Source organism: Aurantibacter crassamenti, assembly GCF_016811105.1.
GTDB lineage: Bacteria > Bacteroidota > Bacteroidia > Flavobacteriales > Flavobacteriaceae > Aurantibacter_A > Aurantibacter_A crassamenti.
In genome coordinates this window covers 173,627-190,528 of the sequence record NZ_JAFBGM010000001.1, presented here as the reverse complement: position 1 = coordinate 190,528, position 16,902 = coordinate 173,627, and the positions used below count along the sequence as shown (strand labels likewise).

The window sequence follows — 16,902 nt, the reverse complement described above, 5'->3', positions numbered from 1 at the left end:
CTTAAAACTTATACGATTTTCATAATAAAGTAGAAATTTTTAAAGAGGGCGAAAGCCCTCTTTTTTTTGCTCTAGTATTTTATAACTAAACTGTACATCTAGCAATTAGGTGTTGGTTCTGAAAGGAACATTCTTTTAAATAGTATACTGTAACCTTTTTAAATGACGGTTTACTGCTTCAGTAGCCCAAACTTGTGGACGCGTGCCAAAACATTCTAAAATAGCATCTACGCCAATAATAGTGCCTTTCGCTAATCTGCCTAGCACGGCAATAGGTATTTCTGTATTTTTTTGACTAGAAATCACATAACCATTTTCATCTGTGGCGACACCCAAATCATCATGCACAGCTTCTATCAAATCATTTGAGAGCATATTTTTTATAATTGGTGAGTCTACTGCTTCAATTTTTGGTGCATCTAAAACGGAATCAATCATGATATCAGCGATTGCTGTTTTTCCATTCAATTCAAAATTCCAACCCTTATCACTTAATTCTATAGTTGGATTGTTCACCATTTCTAAATTCATAACCTCGGCTTCTACTAAGGCTAACAATTGTTGTATACTTTCTACAGGCGGACCATAAGAATAGCGTTTCGATTTTTCATCAAGGGCTATGATATCGGCAAAAACTTCATCTGCACATGCGTTATACGAAAGTTCGGTATAGATAGTAGGTTGACAATGTCGCCAAACTTGACCCACGCAATAATCTAAGCTAACAGTACTTTTGCCTGTGGCCATATCGACAAAATCTTGCATGGTTTTTTCTGCGGATTGATTTATTGAAATTAAAATAGGATGCTCATAGGTAGTATCGTTCAACCATTTTTCTATGACGTCTTCAATTTCAGCTACTGATAAGTCTTGTAGATTTGCTTCCGGTAGGTTAGAATAAATTTTTGCGGCGATGGGCGCAAATGCACGAATTAAAAATTGAGGACTCGTGGCTGATTTTTGAGTGGAATCATTACCAATCTTTTTTTCGAAAGTTGAAAGTTGTTCATCCGTCGGTTTAAATAAATCATCTATTTCAGCATTCAAAGGTTTTGGCGCAGGGGGTAATCCATCTAAAGAAAAAGGAATGAGTAAATCTGTCAAATCGTAATCGGTTTGGTATTTGCAGGATTTTGTTTCCTCATTTTCTGGAATAAATTCTCCAAATTTTAAGGCAATACCTCTAACCACATCTATCATTGCCAAGCCAAAACCACGTATGCCAATTGTGCTCTTGTCGGTCAGTTTTTCGTCATTTAAAAAATCAGTAATTGGGTAGGGCGATTTGAATAATCGTATATTTTTTTTAGTTGCTGCAAAACTATTCCATTTCGCTATTTGCTCGGAAAGTTTGGTGGGTTGATGCCCGATGGTCAACAGTACTTCATCAACAGCTGTATAGGTATTCGCATGGGTTGTAATTTCCAGTTTACGGTGTTGATCCATTTGTATTTCTACTACGCGTTCTTTGATTACAGAAACAATAGTTGCTTTTACAAGCGGAGTGATGAAAGAATTAAATCGTTGTTGTAAATATTCGCCAACTGACGCACGGGGTGGGAAGGTGTCTGCTACTGTTTTGGCGATAGTAGTGTAATCTTTGCTTGCCCATTCATGATACGAAGGAAAAGATGGAATTTCAATTTCTGCAGTAGCAATAGCATCGCGTTTTTCTAAATTTAAATTCCGTTCTGTGATGTTTATCCAATTTGATTTTGGTTGATTTGTCTCATAAACTTGTCCGTTGCCAAAATTTCCTGTCGCTTCAAAAAGCAATACCTGAATTTGTGAAAGACAATTGTTGTTTTTTAATTCATGAATTAGATTTTCTAAAGCAAAACCACCTCTCGGACCTACACCTATAATGCTTATTACCCTTTTATATGCCATTGCTCATCAGTACTATAGTTATAACTCTAAGTTACTGCATAAATACTTGTTTTCGATTATTGAATTTGTCGCAGATGATTAAGATTTTACCGTAAATGCATGGTTTTACTTGTACGCTTTGTACCATCTGCAAAAAATTCCAATCCTAGGCTTTATACTATTCAATAGCTATTAGACTAAAATTCGATTTGCATTGCATTATTATAAAAGTGTAATTTAGGTTAACAACCAAAAACCTTTTTAATGTCTTCAAAATTACTGTTCGTATTTGCTGTTCTAATTTGTTTTCAATTTGGTACGGCACAAGAAAAAAATAAATACAATCCGTACGCGCAACCAAAAAAGTGGAAAAAGGAAGAGGAACGTTTAAAGCAAGTTAGAGAAGCAGCCAAAGGCAATTTAAAAGTATGGGAACTTACCGATCATGGCGACCATAAACTGTATGAAGTAGACGGGTATCGTGCTCGTTTTACACCCAATAGTTCAAGACGGGCTCCAAAGGAATTTATCGCCTTAGTTTCTTCTAATAAAGGAGAAAAGTATTCGCCATTAGATTTGTTTATAGAATATAGAGGTGCTTGTGAACAGCAGATGACTGTAAAAACCCTCTCCATAATGTATACCAATCCTATCGTGCAAAAGTTTCTAGAAACTAGAGATATTAATGATCTTCCGGTAGTGGGTATGTTGAATGCTATGAAAAAAGGCTTGCGAGATCAATGTGATGATTTAGAGTCTATTCGGTTTTCTTTAAGTCCTATTTATGTGCCACCAAAAGATGGTACGGGTAAGAACCAAAAGGTGGAATATAATGGCCATATGAATAAAAATACGGGTTGGCAATTGACAGCAGGTTTTGATGATGCATTGGATAATTTTGTACTAAAATTGTACACCCCGCCGGGCCCTAATTCTATGTTGGCTGTGAAATATGAAGGTGCTTGCAATGCCACTCAAAAATTACACATTGCCCCTGTTTTTTCGAACAATACGGAACGCTACGCATATCAAAAAGAAAAAACACTTTATGGTTATGAAGAAGTGGCGAAGCGCGCTATACAACAGTACGTTTTAGAATGCCCTACCGCAGAAGAATTTGTATTTAGCTTAGATTACCTGCCAGAACCTATGTTTATTCGCGAAGATAAAGAAGGGGTTATTAGAGCTAGTAAAAAAGATAATTGGAAACTAGATGTTTCTGATTTTGGTTACTTTAGATCTGAAGGCCCTAAAATCAATGATTACGAAGATATACTCACGCTTTTAGAAAATAAAGATTTTCCATTTATAGATCGCTATTCCGACTTTTTTAAATTGTTTTATGAAGATTTTATGGATGTCTACGGCACCACCTGTAGAAGCAACCTTACAAACCCCACAAAAATAAGTATTCATGCTTTTGAAAGTCGATACAATAGCGAAGGGTATAAAATTAGTGAATCTGAAATAGGGCCACCGCAAGTGTCGTATGTTGAAACGGCATATTTAAAACGCTATCAAAACTATTCATATTACAATAAGGGTACCGTGCTTTATAATGTTTTTAGAGGTTTTTTTAGTGGTAACACCCAAAATGGGGTAGATGCTATTTTGTTTCGAGTACGGGGTCAACAACACATTAGAAAATATATTAATAACAATTGTAATGGTGAAGAATTGAAGGCGGTATATGACTATATGCAAGAATTGACCGCAGAGATTAAATAGAGAAATCTTTATGTCGCCTAACTTGCAAAAAATATTTTAATGCACTTAAATTTAATGTGCATATCTGGCTTTCTATTTCGCTAAAGTTTTGTGAGAGCCATCGCAATTGGGCATGCGTTTCGATTGACCACAGATACAGTCATTTAGGCCTTTCCCGTTTAAAATACGAGGCATGTTTTTCTCAATTCTAGCGATTCTCGTTTTCGATTGTTTGGCTTGTGTAAAATGTAGTAGGTATCCACGTTGCCTACCTGGCGTCAGATTTTTAAATGCTTTTTCAAATTCTGGCTGTGCTGAAAAAATCTCTTTCAATTCTTCGGGAACATCAATTGCTGCGGTCTTTTTCTTTTTTATTTTAAGTCCCGATTCTTCAACCAGTATCGCTTCTTGAATATAGGTTTTAATCGTTTTTTCTAAGGCTTCAATTTCTGAAATAGTGGTAAAACGAATCTGTCGCGCACTTTGTACATTCTCGGTTTGCTGTACCAATATATTTTCGGTGTCTTTTAATAAAGCGCCTTTGGTAAAAAGTATGGCACAGTAATTTTTAAATCCGTGAAGTAAAACAACATTCTTTCCATTATGGGTATAGCAAGGGTGCATCCACTTAAATTCTTCTACCAAACCACTCGTACTCACATAGTTTTGCAGCAGCTTTAATTCGCTTTGCCAAGCACTAAGATTGTCTAAATACGAAGCTACTTCTGAATTCATTGTTTACTGTCTTGTCTGCTTTTTATTTCTTCTTTTTTAAATACAAAACTGAAGCACCTGTAAACGGTGCAACTATCGCTTTGTAACTTCCGCCTTGTAATGTTTCTGTCCCTTTTATTGTTCGTTCTAGTACCGGAAAAAACCATTCTACATCAAATTCTACATCCGCATTTCGTAAATCTAATGTAGCTTTTCCTTCAGGTAAGTACACCACATATTCTTCACCAGGGTTCGCTAAACAAAACCGTGTTGAACTCAGTTCATCTTGTGGTGTCATTTTTACCAAATCAATGCGTTTTGCCAAGGCAAGAATGTGTCCCATGTTTTTACGCAAGGGTTCATAATCGGGGTGGTCTGCATCGTTTTTAGTTACGCCACCAACGTAAAATATATCGGGACTTTTTTTTCTATCGTAGTTACCAGCCAAAGGTTCCCATGAATCCATAAAAATTGGATTATGACCACGAACAAAAGATTTCCATGCCCACATATACGTACCCCAATGACCCCCTAAATGATCCGTATCTAGAATAACTACTTTTTCACCAGTGTTGGCTGGTGGGTCATTTTTATAATCTTCCACAAAATTGGTGCCCTTATACATCCATGAAATGGGTTCTGGAGTAGGGGATATCCAGTCAGCTGGACTTTCCCATAAATCAGAATTAAACATTGGTGGACTAACCACAACCGAATGTGTCATACCAACCGGATGCTGTTTGGGCATCGATTTTTCAATTTCCTTTACCAAATTCACCATATGGTATTGCCACTTTTTTGTTCCGCCTTCATTTAAAATCTCGTACAACACATTGTCAAGATCGTTTACGGTTTCAATAACTTTTTTTACATAGGCTTCTTGCGCTTTAAGAATATCACCATTATTTGTTGAATGTAATGTACCCATAGTTTCATCATCAAAACCATTGTTCTTTACTGATTTTCCAATGCCGTTTATATTGTTGTCCGGATTAAAAGGATGATACTCCCACGGATCACTACCCGGTGTATCTAGTCTGTTCTGACTCCATCCTTGAAACAACATTACAGAAACATAAATACCCATATCGCCTGCTTCTTGTATACGTGTACGTAGGCGTTCAAAATAGGCTTCGTTCCATTGTGAAACATCATATTTTTCTTTGCTTTTTTTTGTGACTGTTTTGTACGCTAGTGGAGAAAATAGAACTTCATCGGTGGTCCAAGAAGCATTCTTGGCATGTTCCCAAGTCCATTGGCGAATAAAATTATGATTGTGATCCTTTAGCATTTTTAAATAGCCCTGATAATCGAACAGCGGCGTGTCTGGTGTTCTACTTTCTTGAAAACTCGCCCAGGTATGTGAGCCCGTTAAATAAATTGCTTTGCCTGAATTATCAGTAAAATATCTACCGTTTTCAGGGTGTACGCGTAACGGACCTTGAAAATGTTGGGCTGCTAACTGTAACGTTGCCAAACAGAATACTAGTAGTGGGAGAATTTTTTTCATGTAGTAGTGTTTCTTTTAAGTTAGTTGAATGTACATTTTTTAATACGATGTAGCATTGCAAAATAGTAATTCGAGTAGTGTATTTATGATTACTCCCAAGGACACCATCCTTCGTTATACTTTAAATAAGCTCTTCTTCCATATTCTATAGGTGGATGCCCTCTTTCGAAAGCTCCCAAATCTGGACCTTCACCAGCATACGAATCGTTGAAACCATTTATAGCTACGCCACCATCAATCAATGGACTTTTTAACTGTACCACAGGATCTGTTATCGCTACTTCTTTGTCTCCAAATTGATGCGGAAATCTTCCCCATTTAATACTATTCACCCAAGTCTTCGGATAAAATTCTAAGGTATAGCTAGGAATAAGCAGGTCAGTGCCGGAAGGAGTTGTGTAGAAACTTATTTCATTTTCTTCTTTCGCAACGCCTTTATTTCGTCCTGAAAAATAATCGTAATCATAATCACTATCGTTTACCGTTTCTTTGTTGGAAGCCAACCTTCCGGGAACATCAAAAATGTTATTCCGTGAAATAATATTAGAAACCGAATGCCCCGTAAATGCATCTCTTACCCCTTGTGGCTGAACAATAGTATTGTGAAACACGTACCTTCTACCGCCTGCATACGGATCTCGTTCGCCTGTTTTTATAAAAACACCACCGTCTGAATTTTGATGCCCAATGCGACTTTCACCAACCACATTTCTATACATATAAATGGGGCCATGTGTCGTAGATGCCGTAGCGATTGCCGCAAAAAATAAATGCATGTAATTATTATAAATACGGATGTTCATATTTGAACCTTCTACTTCAATAGCATCATCCCAAACATTTCGAATTAAATTACCATAGATGTCAGAATCGCGATGCATATTACCAATGTTTGAATAATTGCTTCCGCCCCCAATGGCGTCATTGAAACCATGATCTTCTGTTGAAACAATATCGTTATATCGAATCACATTACCCCCTTGGCTTTGTGTCACCGTTATGCCTTGTGGCCCTGCTGGGTGCCCCGTTTCCCAATCGTTTGATGCCCCTCGCGGATGGTCAATAAGATTTCTTTGTATCGTAAGATTCCAAGTGCCATCTTCAGCATAAATGCCACTGTCATAATTGCCTATAGTATTACCATGTGAAATTGCACCGCCCATGCGCCCCCAAAATGTAATGTGACAATTTTCAACTACAATATCATGATGGTTTTCTTTAATTCGTATGCCGTGTATTGTGGTGTTTTTAATTTCAACACCGCGTACGATAACATAATTTGCATCAATTTCTATCGCATGATCAAAAGTATTTCGAGCATCAAAAGTAGATTGTTGGCCTTGCGGAACTGTCACCAAATGATAGGCATCTGGGGAGCCCGATTCTGAAATAACAATGGTTTTAGAACTTTCGCCTGCTGGTATTGTTGTGGTTTTACCGATGGGGAAAACTTCACTTCGTGTCGTAACTTTTAATTTGGTGTTGTTTGCACTTGTGCTCAGTTTTACATCATAGGCCGTTGCAGGAAGTAAATTAATGATACTACCTCTGTATTGATTTGAACGTGCATCAAAAACGAGATCCAACCCTTTTTGCCAAGTTTTACTCGTTGCCTTTTTGTACTGCACACTACAGGTGCCCGCTTGTTTGGTGGTCCAATACAGGCCCACATTTTCATACGTTGCTACAGTGTTGGGGTTGATATCTGTTTGCCACGGATTTTGAGCAACAGCGTTGGTCATAAACAATAGTATACACAAGCGAGTCAATTGTCGCATTCTTCTTTGCATCATATTTTTAGGTCAAGATGTAATTTATAAATTATGAAATTACATATTTAATAGAAGATAACTGCCTGAACTATTGAAACAAATAGAGGTGTTTTAGAATGCTTTCTCTACCTATGCTGAGGTTGTAAAATGCTAGTACTGATATTTTTCAGATATTGACTTTTTAAACTTTAATAACTCTTCAGGTTTGTGATTTATGCGAAATGATTTTGGCCTTTTTACAAGACCGGTTAAACCTCCAACAATGGGACCTGCTAGTATGCCCAATGTGCCGAATGCAAGCCCATTTTCACCTGCTGAATCTAGTATGCCGCCTTCAGATCCTTGAGCAAGACCATAAATGAAACCTATAGTTCCACCTGCTAGAAATCCAATACCTACATTATGCCCAACAGACCGTTTTGTTTTTATAATACCAATTCGGTTTACGGGTATTGCGGTGCGTTTTTCGTAACGTAATACTACAATAGAATCTTTATCGATATACTGAAGTTTTCCTTTTGCGATTTTCGTTTTCTTGGTATCAAATACTCTAACAAATAATTGTTTTGTTTGAACACTATCTTGAGCGGATAATGATAAACTCATTAAGAATAGAAAGGGAAGTAAAATGTGTAATTGTTGCCTCATAGTCGTATGTTTTTAGCCAAAAGTTTGACTTGTGTTTCTGTGACCGTAAAGAGGGAATTTTTAACCTAAAAATTATAGGTCGTCTGACTTTAAAATACGTAAATCACTTAAATTTAGTATTTTATGTTCTATTTGCAGCGATTTTTTTTTGATTTTATTATTTTTTGATAATGTATTGTTCGGGAAAATTTTTGTTCAAAGTAATTTTATTTATGTCGTAACGCTTTCTTTTAGTTGTTACAATGAATTTACATATTTTACAGGTTATTCCGCACAGAAATTGGCAAACAATACATGAGTATTTCAATACTACTTTACTATTGTAAATAAATGTTTGTGTACTAAAATAGGGGAGTGAAAATGTTAGTGCTGGTATTTTTCTGATATCGCATTTTTAAACTTTAATAACTCTTCAGGTTCGTGATTAATTCGAAATGCTTTAGGATTTTTAACTATACCAGTTAAACTCCCAACAATTGGCCCGGCCATTAATCCTAAAAACCCGGTCATAAGAGCGCTTTCTGCTCGTGTAAATATAAAATCACCTTCGGATCCTGCTAGGTAACCAAAAACAAGACCAGTTGATGTGCCAACTACCGCCCCCATTGCTACATTATGCCCAACAGACCGTTTTGTTTTTATAATGCCAATTCGGTTTACGGGTATTGTGGTGCGTTTTTCGTTACGCAACACTACAATAGAATCTTTATCGATATACTGAAGTTTTCCTTTTGCGATTTTCGTTTTCTTGGTATCAAATACTCTAACAAATAATTGTTTTGTTTGAAGGGTGTCTTGAGCAGATAACGTTAAACTGATTAAGAATAGAAAGGGAAGTAAAATGTGTAATTGTTGCCTCATAGTCGTATGTTTTTAGCCAAAAGTTTGACTTGTGTTGCTGTGACCGTAAAGAGGGAATTTTTAACCTAAAAATTATAGGTCGTCTGACTTATAAAGTCGTAAATCACTTAAAGTTAATGATTTATGTATTATTTGGAGTTGATTTTGTAGATTTTATTACTATGGATAACGCTTTGATTGCGAACATTAATTGTTTTGGGGGATTTATTTGGGAAGTGTATAATTTAGGTGAGGCATTAAAAGTGGTGTATGGATATATGTAGAAATCGACTGCTTGAATCTAATTAGTAATGTGATGCTTCTGTTCTTTGTATGCTTTTTCTATTTCAGTTTTTAATATTGCATATTCTTTAGCTTCGGTAAATTTTCGTAGTGAATTGATAGTGATTGAACTTTGACTTCGTTCATAATTGTTGAGCTTAAAAGTTGGTAAAACATAAAAATCCCATTGTTCCATTTTTAATGGATTGATTGTGTTTTGGTCTTTATGTTTTAAATGGCAAAAAACATAGACGTCTGCATGCCGTTTTATTTCGCTGTGGTATTTGTAATTTTCATAATCCCAAGCCTTTGCTTTTTTGATAGAAAAAGATATGTTTGAAAGCTGTCTTTGATTCCAACTTTGAATGTACGCTGCCGATTTTACTTCAATTTTAATACCGTTATTAGTCGTTAAGTCAAAGGCATCCCATTCACTTCGTATTTGTGTCGAATTAATCTCTGTTGCAGTACCAACTATAAACTCAGCAAACCGACCTCGCGTAGCATTGCTTAAAATGTCCGAAACACTCCAGCGCCAAAAGTCTAACAAATTATAATTTGTTGGAGCACCGTTATTTGTAATTTCCTCGGTGCCTGATTTCGGTATAGCCTTAATTGCATTTAAATTGTTCAATTGTTTTTAAGCTGAGTTAGATTATGATATATAAAAATAGTTACCAATTGTCTTTTTACACACTTTGTTGTAATTCCAATTCTGGCATTTCATCATAAGTACGACCGTTTAATTCTCTTCCATTTTTCTTTTTATTCTTTCCGCCCCATTGTTTGAAGAAGAATGCAACATCTGCTTTTTCACATTGCTCTTGAATATCGATAACCCAATCAGCATCCATTGGTCTTGGTGTATGACCACTTTCTCCACCAACTATAACCCAATCAATATGTTTTAAATTTAAATTAGGCAAAGGACCTATGAGAGGTTCTAGAGATAGAAATTTTACTCTGGCATTTGTCTTTCTTAAAAAATTAATTCTACTCTCAACCAATTGTTCTTCTACAGACACTCCCATCCAGATGTTATGGGACCATTTTAATTCCTCATGGACTTCTAGAAGTCTTTTCGCACGTTTTGTCAAAACTTGAAAAACATGTCGTGGGTTATCATTCATTACTTTGAATACCTTTTTTATAAACTCTAGAGGAATTTCTTCATGAAACAAATCGCTCATTGAATTTACAAATACAACTTTAGATTTTTTCCATGTATATGGTGTTTTTAGCGCATCTTTATGGGTTCTTACCTTAAAATTATCTTTGTATTTTTCGACCCCCATAGCTTGAAGCCTTTTTGACATCACTTCTGCGTAACAAAATTTGCAACCTTGTGAAACCTTGCTACAACCAGTTGTAGGATTCCAAGTCATTTCAGTCCATTCTATACTTGATTGCGCCATATTATTGAATTTTAAATTTAACTTTTGAAAAATCAACAGGGTTTTTATAGTAATTATAAGAGTTGTAGAAGGCTTTTTTTCTTGCATTTTCTCCGTTACCTAATTTAACTGATAACTTGCCAATTTGTTGCCAATCAGCTAAAATTTCGTTGGTGTGCTTAGGTAAAAATCCTTCTCTTAAAGTAAACTCATAAGTTTCTCCATTTGTACGGGGTTTATCTTTTAAAAAGGTTTCTAATTTTTCAACCAATGGGTTTGTTTTGTGATCATAAAATAAGCTAGGTTGATTGCCTCCATAATTCCAACCTTTTCCTTGTTCAGAATCAATATCCCATTTTGCTTCGAGCATTTTCTCAAAACCTTTTATATGTGACGTGAAAAAATATAAACAGAAAACAGAATTTTCTTCTTTTTTTAATGAAAAATTGTCTACAAAAAAGTTATTGCCTAGATAATTTTGAAACCCCTTTTTAAGTAAATCAATAAAATCCCAAACGTTGTTTAGATTTTCTATTTCGTTAGATATACCGAGTTCATTAATGAAGTTTTGTAGGGATTCTGGTGTTTCATTTTTTGAAAACCTATACATAAATTGAATTGGTAACCATAAAAGAACTTCCGCCTTTTTGTTACAGTCCATCAATTGTTTAATATGCAGTGCCTTTACTTCTTTATAGCCGTATGGGTCTATGAAAACAAATCCTTTTTCGTTTTTAAATGTTTTAAATAATTTTGAAAGTCTTTGGACTTCAATTAAATAGTCATTTGTAGTGAGTACTAATTCTCCGATGTTCTTGTAGTGTAAATTCTTATTGATTATGGCTTTCTCAAGAATGTTTATTTTATTCTCGTCAATGTCATTGAAGTAGCAATTAATTTTTGGTTTTTTTTTTGACTTCTTTGAAATAGAAGTATAGTATGCATCTTTTATTTGTCTTAATGAAACCAAAGGACTTCCTTCACCACCATTTTCGTATTCTCCCTGTCCACAGAACAAATCAAATACATTTATCTTTTCAGTATAACCATCGTTACTAATTATATTCAAATATCGATTTAGGTACTTTCCTAATAACTGAACTTTTGCATTGGAATGATTTAATAAGTTTGTTTTTATATTTTTCTTTTGCATTTGGCTTGGTTGTATTCTTGGGTGATTTTGGAAACAGTATTTTAAAAGTAACTTCTACCACAATCTGAAACAAATTTTACAATCAATATCATAATATCTTCTGTGCCAATTTTTCTTTTTTTTCTTCAACATATTCTTCCATTTAGCGCACATGTTTTTTTAAATTATTGCTAAAGGTCATAATTATATGAAATCTAGTGTGTAAAAAGAGACTGCTTTTGGAATTATTCAATATTCGGCGCACAATTTAAATTGTCATTATAGGGTTGTATATATTTCCAAAATGCCTTTCCTGCACTTGACATATAATTCATAGAGTAATTGAATTTTGTGTTAGAAGCAACTTGATAAATGTATTCATTACAACCATATGAGTATCTATTTTTGAAACAGACAATAGCAAAATAGTAGGTTTGGTAATCAACCGAAACATCATAAAATGTCACTTTTGAAATTGCATCACTTGTATAACTGTTGTATGTCCTTCCGGAATTGTTAGATTTTATAGATTCCATTAGCTCATTACACGACTGGGGTTTAACAGAAAATCCGATTAATAGAAAAAAAAAGATTAAATTTTTCATGATGATTATTCTTCAAAAAAGAATTCGTGGATTTTTATTAAATCTCCGCGCCCTATTTGTATTAAATTCCTTGTTTCTTTGAGGTAAATACCAAGAGAACGTTCATTATATATAAATTTCATTTCTGGCGAGTAGTCCGATACCAAATACATATCTCCATCTATTTTATAAAAATCAATATCGTCACCTTTTTTTGCATTAATTCCTCTATTCACCACTTTGCCATTCAATAAAGCTTTTTTAATGGCGTTTTCGTCTTTAACTCCAGATGCTATTTTTGAATAAGAAGTCATCATATTCATCCATTCATTATTATCAATTAAAAACCATTTGACTTTGTCAAAATCAATTCCATATTCATTAATCCAGCCAAAACTTGTAAAGCCAAATAGAACTAATTTCGTACTTAATTGAGGTCTATCTTCAACAATATCAAATTCTCTAATTTTAAACGTAATTACAGATGTTGATGACATATCTTTCAATTTTTTACCATTAAAATCTAAAGTTTTTAATTGAAATTGAGTGTATTCGGGATGTTTGGTTAATAGCCATTCCGTTGCCGTTAATTCTGCTTGCTCCTTCATTTGTTCAACGGCGGCAATACCAGCTCCAATTGCTATTAATCCACCAGCTACAGCTGCTATTGCAGCACCATCATCTTGTGCTTTTACGTTTTGAGGTATTAAATAGGAAAGAATGATAAGTGAAAGAATTATTTTTTTCATAAATTTTAAATTTCAGTTACTTTTAAATAAATTAATTGCAATTGGTTTATCACAATTTAGAACATAATCTTATCCCTTTAATTCGGTGAACAATTGTTGTACATGTATATTTTAAATATATTCTTTCAAGTCTGTCTTTTCTCAGTTCTAATTTCTATAAAAGGTTTCAATTGCGCTTACAGATTTCTGTAATGGTATCATATTTATAGAGTTTGATATCACTAGTATTTATTCAAAAATGAAATTCAGTAGATTAAAATAAGTACATTATTTGGGTAGGGCAAATCGCACGCTGTTTGTCGATAATTTTTGCACTTGCTCTGGGGTTAGTTGATAAATAAAAAGTAAACAGTTTTTAGCGATCAGTTGGTAGTTGAAAAAGTAAATGGTTTTCGGTGTTCTGTTGCGGGTTGTTTCAAATTATTTAGGTTCAATTTGAACATCGGTTGATTTAAGCTCGGCTATAATATTTTTAACGATTTCTAGGTTTCCTTCTTTATTGAAGTGACCGTCACTATACATATATTTTCGATCTAATTTAATCTCAATCAAGGAATTGTTTACATGTTTCTCAACTTGAGATTTTGGTATGCCTGAATGTAAAACATAAATAACATTTTCATAAGGTTGAATCAAACCATAGTTAGTATTGTTTCTCATTTGATTTAGCCTAATTTTATTTACTTTGTCAAGTAATTTTATTTTTGAGAACTCCGTTGAGTATTGATTATTACTATTTCTATAACGTAAGTCTTCCGTTCCGGTAATTAAAATCACAACCTTATCAAGATTCTTTAAGCCGTATTCTTTATAAATTTGATTATAGTCTAAAATATTACCGCCACTAACACCAAAGTTGTATACCCTTTTTGAAATAGAATCTTCAAGTAAGAATGAAATGGAATTTTCAATCCCACAAATTGAACTATCAACAAATGAATCTCCAATTACTGCTATATCTCCTTTGTTTATGGAATCTAGGTGGTAATCTCTGTGTGAATTATAACCTATATTATTGATGTTGAACTTTATTTTTTCATTAAACTTGTTAACTTTGAAACCATTAGCCACAATGACTTCTTCTTTATTAATGTTATTAAATAAACCATTAATATTAAAGATAAAAGTTCTAAGTCTAAGAGGAGAACTAACGGGATAATTGATTTGATAACACAATGTGAAGAATATGAAAAACAACACTATTTTTTTGAAAAATTTTTTCATCTAAAATTGAAAATATATAAAATCACCTTGGTTTAGTCCGAAGTGATTTACTATTTGATATAGTATAAAAACATAAATAAGATATCTCATAAATGGCTTAAACTGAAATAAATTCCTTTCATCCTTTCTAAGAAGATAATCAATAGCTAAAAAAATAATCACATAGCCTACGCCTTGTAATTTTGACGTGGGTAACGTAAAGTTCTGAAACATATTTAAAATATAACTGAGACTAGAGGCTATGCTTGTGCTTCTAAAGATTACCCAACCGATTGTTACTAATAAAAATGTAGAACTTACTTGATAAAGCTCTTTAAATGATGGAAGAATTCTATTTTGAGCTATTGAAGCGCTCATATATTTTCTATTGGTATTGAAAAAAAACGTTGGTAGAAATAAAATAGAATGAAATAGCCCCCATATAATAAATGTCCAATTCGCACCATGCCAAAACCCACTTACAAGAAAAATAATAAAGATATTTCTAATTGACTTCCACTTGCCATTCTTGGATCCACCAATTGGTATATACAGATAATCTCTAAACCATGTAGAAAGTGATATGTGCCATCTTCTCCAAAATTCACCAATATTTCTTGAGAAATAGGGAAACTTGAAGTTAGACATTAACTCAAACCCAAATAGTTTTGATATTCCAATCGCAATATCAGAGTATCCACTAAAATCACAATAGATTTGAAAGGAGAAATAAATCGCGCCTAACCAAAGAGTTCCGCCTTCATAACTTTGGTGGTCTCCAAAAATATCATCCACCATTGGTGCAAGAGAATCAGCAATCACTACCTTTTTAAACATACCCCATAGGATTAGTTTTAACCCTTGCGCTCCTTGTTCGTAATTGAATTTTCTATTTTTGAGAATTTGTGGAAGTAGATTGGTTGCTCTTTCAATTGGTCCGGCTACTAATTGAGGAAAGAAAGAAACAAAAGCAGCAAATGATATAAAATCTTTAGTAGGCTTTAACTTCTTTTGATATATGTCTATTGTATAAGACATGGTTTGAAAGGTATAGAACGATATTCCAACAGGTAAAATAATGTTCAAAGTCCAATCACTCTTCATACTGTATCCAATGGAATTAAATAGGTTAATCCACGAATCAATGAAGAAATTGAAATATTTAAAAAAACCTAAAACACCAAGGTTAAATATAACTGAACTCCAGAGTAGTAATTTTTGATTTTTAACAGAATCTTGTTTTTCAATGTTTATGCCTATAAAATAATCAACAATTGTAGATAGAAATATTAGAGATAAAAATCTATAGTCCCACCAACCATAAAATAAATAGCTTGCAGAAACTAATAGTAAGTTTTGCAATTTTATACTTTTGTTTACAACAAACCAATAAAGTGTAAACACTATCGGTAAGAAAATTGCAAATTCAATGGAGTTAAAAAGCATTCTTTTTGTCTTAGTACTTGTTATTAGTTAGGACTGTCGTGAGGAACAGCTTTTTTATAACCGTATTCAGAATATCTTTATAAATACTAAATTGATTTATTTTTTGCATTTCAATCGGTTTAATGGTTAGGTTCAAAACGTATGTTTTAACGTTGCTTTTTTACCAGCTAAATTTCTATCAAATGTTTGTATTCGCCTTACGGTTTTCTGTAATGACCTTTTTTTTGTAGCAATGAAAAAAAATTCAGTGTACAGTTGGCAATAAAAAGTAAACAGTTTTGAGCGCTCGGTTGGCAGTTGAAAAAGTAAATGGTTTTCGGTGTTCTGTTGGGGGGTGTTTCAATTGGTTTTAAAAAACATCCTAAGAATTTGAGAAATTGCGTGTGCGGTATGCAAGGTTTTTATCCAAAGAAAGCAGAAAAAAATTGTTTTTGGGGGTTGTTCATTTTCCTGAAAAATGAAGAAAATGATAAAAATCGGGGCTTCCGTAGAAAAAAAATTTAGCATCCAGAATTGAACGTTTTGCGCTGTGGCTTGAAAGTTGTGTTTTGAATATTTCAGGGACTAAAACAATAACCTAACTGAAACGCAATGACCACCTAGTTTTTACAGTAGCATTTAACTTTTTTACGAATTTATTTTGGCTGTGTTTTGAAGAATTTTTTACTCGTATGTTTTTGGTGCGTTCATCGTTTGAGTTTTATTTTATTTTTTTAGAAATCTCTGTAATTTGTTGTAAATTAAATACTTACGGTTATTTTGTGTTTTCCGAAGTTGTTTTTTAAAATGTTTTCTTCCGGAAAAATTATCTGATTTTCGGGCGCATAATTGTTACCTGTTTTCTTCACTGCTTGCAAAATTGTACACGAAAATTAATTGGTTTTAAAAAATCAGTTTTTGTCTTTTTACAGGCTATATTTTAAAATGAAAATTGTTGGGAATTTGACCCTATTTTGAGCTGTAACCTACTAAGAACCATAGTCTTTTGCAAAGCCACGAAATACACGAATTACACTAAATAGGAATATAACACGTTATCTATGAAATCTTTA

At 33.7% G+C, this 16,902-nt stretch carries 15 protein-coding genes; 2 read left to right on the top strand and 13 right to left on the bottom strand.

Annotation, left to right across the window (positions count from 1 at the left end; all coding sequences use genetic code 11):
* Positions 1 to 135: 135 nt before the first annotated feature.
* Entirely contained in the window at positions 136 to 1,890 is a 1,755-nt protein-coding gene (locus JQC67_RS00795) for an FAD/NAD(P)-binding protein (RefSeq protein ID WP_203250964.1), read from the bottom strand.
* 243 nt (positions 1,891 to 2,133) lie between these two features.
* Between JQC67_RS00795 and JQC67_RS00790 the strand changes: the two genes are divergently transcribed.
* Positions 2,134 to 3,597, top strand: coding sequence for a hypothetical protein (locus JQC67_RS00790; protein ID WP_203250963.1), 1,464 nt, complete (start codon positions 2,134 to 2,136; stop codon positions 3,595 to 3,597).
* Positions 3,598 to 3,669: 72 nt separating this feature from the next.
* On the opposite strand, the gene JQC67_RS00785 is transcribed toward JQC67_RS00790, so the two are convergent.
* From JQC67_RS00785 to JQC67_RS00765, 5 genes are all read right to left on the bottom strand, one after another.
* Positions 3,670 to 4,311: a DUF1801 domain-containing protein gene (locus tag JQC67_RS00785; RefSeq protein WP_203250962.1), complete on the bottom strand. Its 642-nt coding sequence runs from the start codon at positions 4,309 to 4,311 to the stop codon at positions 3,670 to 3,672.
* A gap of 22 nt (positions 4,312 to 4,333) precedes the next feature.
* Positions 4,334 to 5,800 carry an apiosidase-like domain-containing protein gene (locus JQC67_RS00780; RefSeq protein ID WP_203250961.1) on the bottom strand — a complete coding sequence of 489 codons (1,467 nt, stop codon included), beginning with the start codon at positions 5,798 to 5,800 and terminating at the stop codon, positions 4,334 to 4,336.
* Between the two features lie 89 nt (positions 5,801 to 5,889).
* Positions 5,890 to 7,593, bottom strand: coding sequence for a right-handed parallel beta-helix repeat-containing protein (locus JQC67_RS00775; protein WP_203250960.1), 1,704 nt, complete (start codon positions 7,591 to 7,593; stop codon positions 5,890 to 5,892).
* A gap of 129 nt (positions 7,594 to 7,722) precedes the next feature.
* Complete coding sequence (locus tag JQC67_RS00770) at positions 7,723 to 8,220, bottom strand: hypothetical protein (RefSeq protein ID WP_203250959.1); 498 nt, start codon at positions 8,218 to 8,220, stop codon at positions 7,723 to 7,725.
* 363 nt (positions 8,221 to 8,583) lie between these two features.
* Positions 8,584 to 9,081, bottom strand: coding sequence for a hypothetical protein (locus tag JQC67_RS00765; protein WP_203250958.1), 498 nt, complete (start codon positions 9,079 to 9,081; stop codon positions 8,584 to 8,586).
* 116 nt (positions 9,082 to 9,197) lie between these two features.
* On the opposite strand from JQC67_RS00765, the gene JQC67_RS00760 reads away from it, so the two are divergent.
* Positions 9,198 to 9,344: a hypothetical protein gene (locus tag JQC67_RS00760; RefSeq protein WP_203250957.1), complete on the top strand. Its 147-nt coding sequence runs from the start codon at positions 9,198 to 9,200 to the stop codon at positions 9,342 to 9,344.
* Between the two features lie 17 nt (positions 9,345 to 9,361).
* Here the strand turns inward: JQC67_RS00760 and JQC67_RS00755 are convergent, their stop codons facing one another.
* From JQC67_RS00755 to JQC67_RS00725, 7 genes are all read right to left on the bottom strand, one after another.
* Positions 9,362 to 9,976 carry a hypothetical protein gene (locus tag JQC67_RS00755; protein ID WP_203250956.1) on the bottom strand — a complete coding sequence of 205 codons (615 nt, stop codon included), beginning with the start codon at positions 9,974 to 9,976 and terminating at the stop codon, positions 9,362 to 9,364.
* 55 nt (positions 9,977 to 10,031) lie between these two features.
* Positions 10,032 to 10,757, bottom strand: coding sequence for a DUF5131 family protein (locus JQC67_RS00750; RefSeq protein ID WP_203250955.1), 726 nt, complete (start codon positions 10,755 to 10,757; stop codon positions 10,032 to 10,034).
* A gap of 1 nt (position 10,758) precedes the next feature.
* Positions 10,759 to 11,889 carry a three-Cys-motif partner protein TcmP gene (gene tcmP / locus JQC67_RS00745; RefSeq protein WP_203250954.1) on the bottom strand — a complete coding sequence of 377 codons (1,131 nt, stop codon included), beginning with the start codon at positions 11,887 to 11,889 and terminating at the stop codon, positions 10,759 to 10,761.
* Between the two features lie 224 nt (positions 11,890 to 12,113).
* Positions 12,114 to 12,473 carry a hypothetical protein gene (locus tag JQC67_RS00740; RefSeq protein ID WP_203250953.1) on the bottom strand — a complete coding sequence of 120 codons (360 nt, stop codon included), beginning with the start codon at positions 12,471 to 12,473 and terminating at the stop codon, positions 12,114 to 12,116.
* A 5-nt stretch (positions 12,474 to 12,478) separates the two neighbouring features.
* Positions 12,479 to 13,201 (bottom strand): hypothetical protein, encoded by a 723-nt coding sequence (locus JQC67_RS00735; protein WP_203250952.1) that lies wholly within the window; start codon positions 13,199 to 13,201, stop codon positions 12,479 to 12,481.
* A 420-nt stretch (positions 13,202 to 13,621) separates the two neighbouring features.
* Positions 13,622 to 14,425: an SGNH/GDSL hydrolase family protein gene (locus tag JQC67_RS00730; RefSeq protein WP_203250951.1), complete on the bottom strand. Its 804-nt coding sequence runs from the start codon at positions 14,423 to 14,425 to the stop codon at positions 13,622 to 13,624.
* Positions 14,426 to 15,766: an MBOAT family O-acyltransferase gene (locus JQC67_RS00725; RefSeq protein WP_317198344.1), complete on the bottom strand. Its 1,341-nt coding sequence runs from the start codon at positions 15,764 to 15,766 to the stop codon at positions 14,426 to 14,428.
* Positions 15,767 to 16,902 lie beyond the last annotated feature (1,136 nt).

What these genes read in the sequence shown, in the direction of transcription:
- JQC67_RS00750 (WP_203250955.1), bottom strand. Translation starts at nt 10,757, where the DNA reads ATGGCGCAATCAAGTATAGAATGGACTGAAATGACTTGGAATCCTACA.
- JQC67_RS00780 (WP_203250961.1), bottom strand. Translation starts at nt 5,800, where the DNA reads ATGAAAAAAATTCTCCCACTACTAGTATTCTGTTTGGCAACGTTACAG.
- JQC67_RS00775 (WP_203250960.1), bottom strand. Translation starts at nt 7,593, where the DNA reads ATGATGCAAAGAAGAATGCGACAATTGACTCGCTTGTGTATACTATTG.
- JQC67_RS00760 (WP_203250957.1), top strand. Translation starts at nt 9,198, where the DNA reads ATGATTTATGTATTATTTGGAGTTGATTTTGTAGATTTTATTACTATG.
- JQC67_RS00740 (WP_203250953.1), bottom strand. Translation starts at nt 12,473, where the DNA reads ATGAAAAATTTAATCTTTTTTTTTCTATTAATCGGATTTTCTGTTAAA.
- JQC67_RS00765 (WP_203250958.1), bottom strand. Translation starts at nt 9,081, where the DNA reads ATGAGGCAACAATTACACATTTTACTTCCCTTTCTATTCTTAATCAGT.
- tcmP (WP_203250954.1), bottom strand. Translation starts at nt 11,889, where the DNA reads ATGCAAAAGAAAAATATAAAAACAAACTTATTAAATCATTCCAATGCA.
- JQC67_RS00735 (WP_203250952.1), bottom strand. Translation starts at nt 13,201, where the DNA reads ATGAAAAAAATAATTCTTTCACTTATCATTCTTTCCTATTTAATACCT.
- JQC67_RS00790 (WP_203250963.1), top strand. Translation starts at nt 2,134, where the DNA reads ATGTCTTCAAAATTACTGTTCGTATTTGCTGTTCTAATTTGTTTTCAA.
- JQC67_RS00770 (WP_203250959.1), bottom strand. Translation starts at nt 8,220, where the DNA reads ATGAGGCAACAATTACACATTTTACTTCCCTTTCTATTCTTAATGAGT.
- JQC67_RS00785 (WP_203250962.1), bottom strand. Translation starts at nt 4,311, where the DNA reads ATGAATTCAGAAGTAGCTTCGTATTTAGACAATCTTAGTGCTTGGCAA.
- JQC67_RS00730 (WP_203250951.1), bottom strand. Translation starts at nt 14,425, where the DNA reads ATGAAAAAATTTTTCAAAAAAATAGTGTTGTTTTTCATATTCTTCACA.
- JQC67_RS00795 (WP_203250964.1), bottom strand. Translation starts at nt 1,890, where the DNA reads ATGGCATATAAAAGGGTAATAAGCATTATAGGTGTAGGTCCGAGAGGT.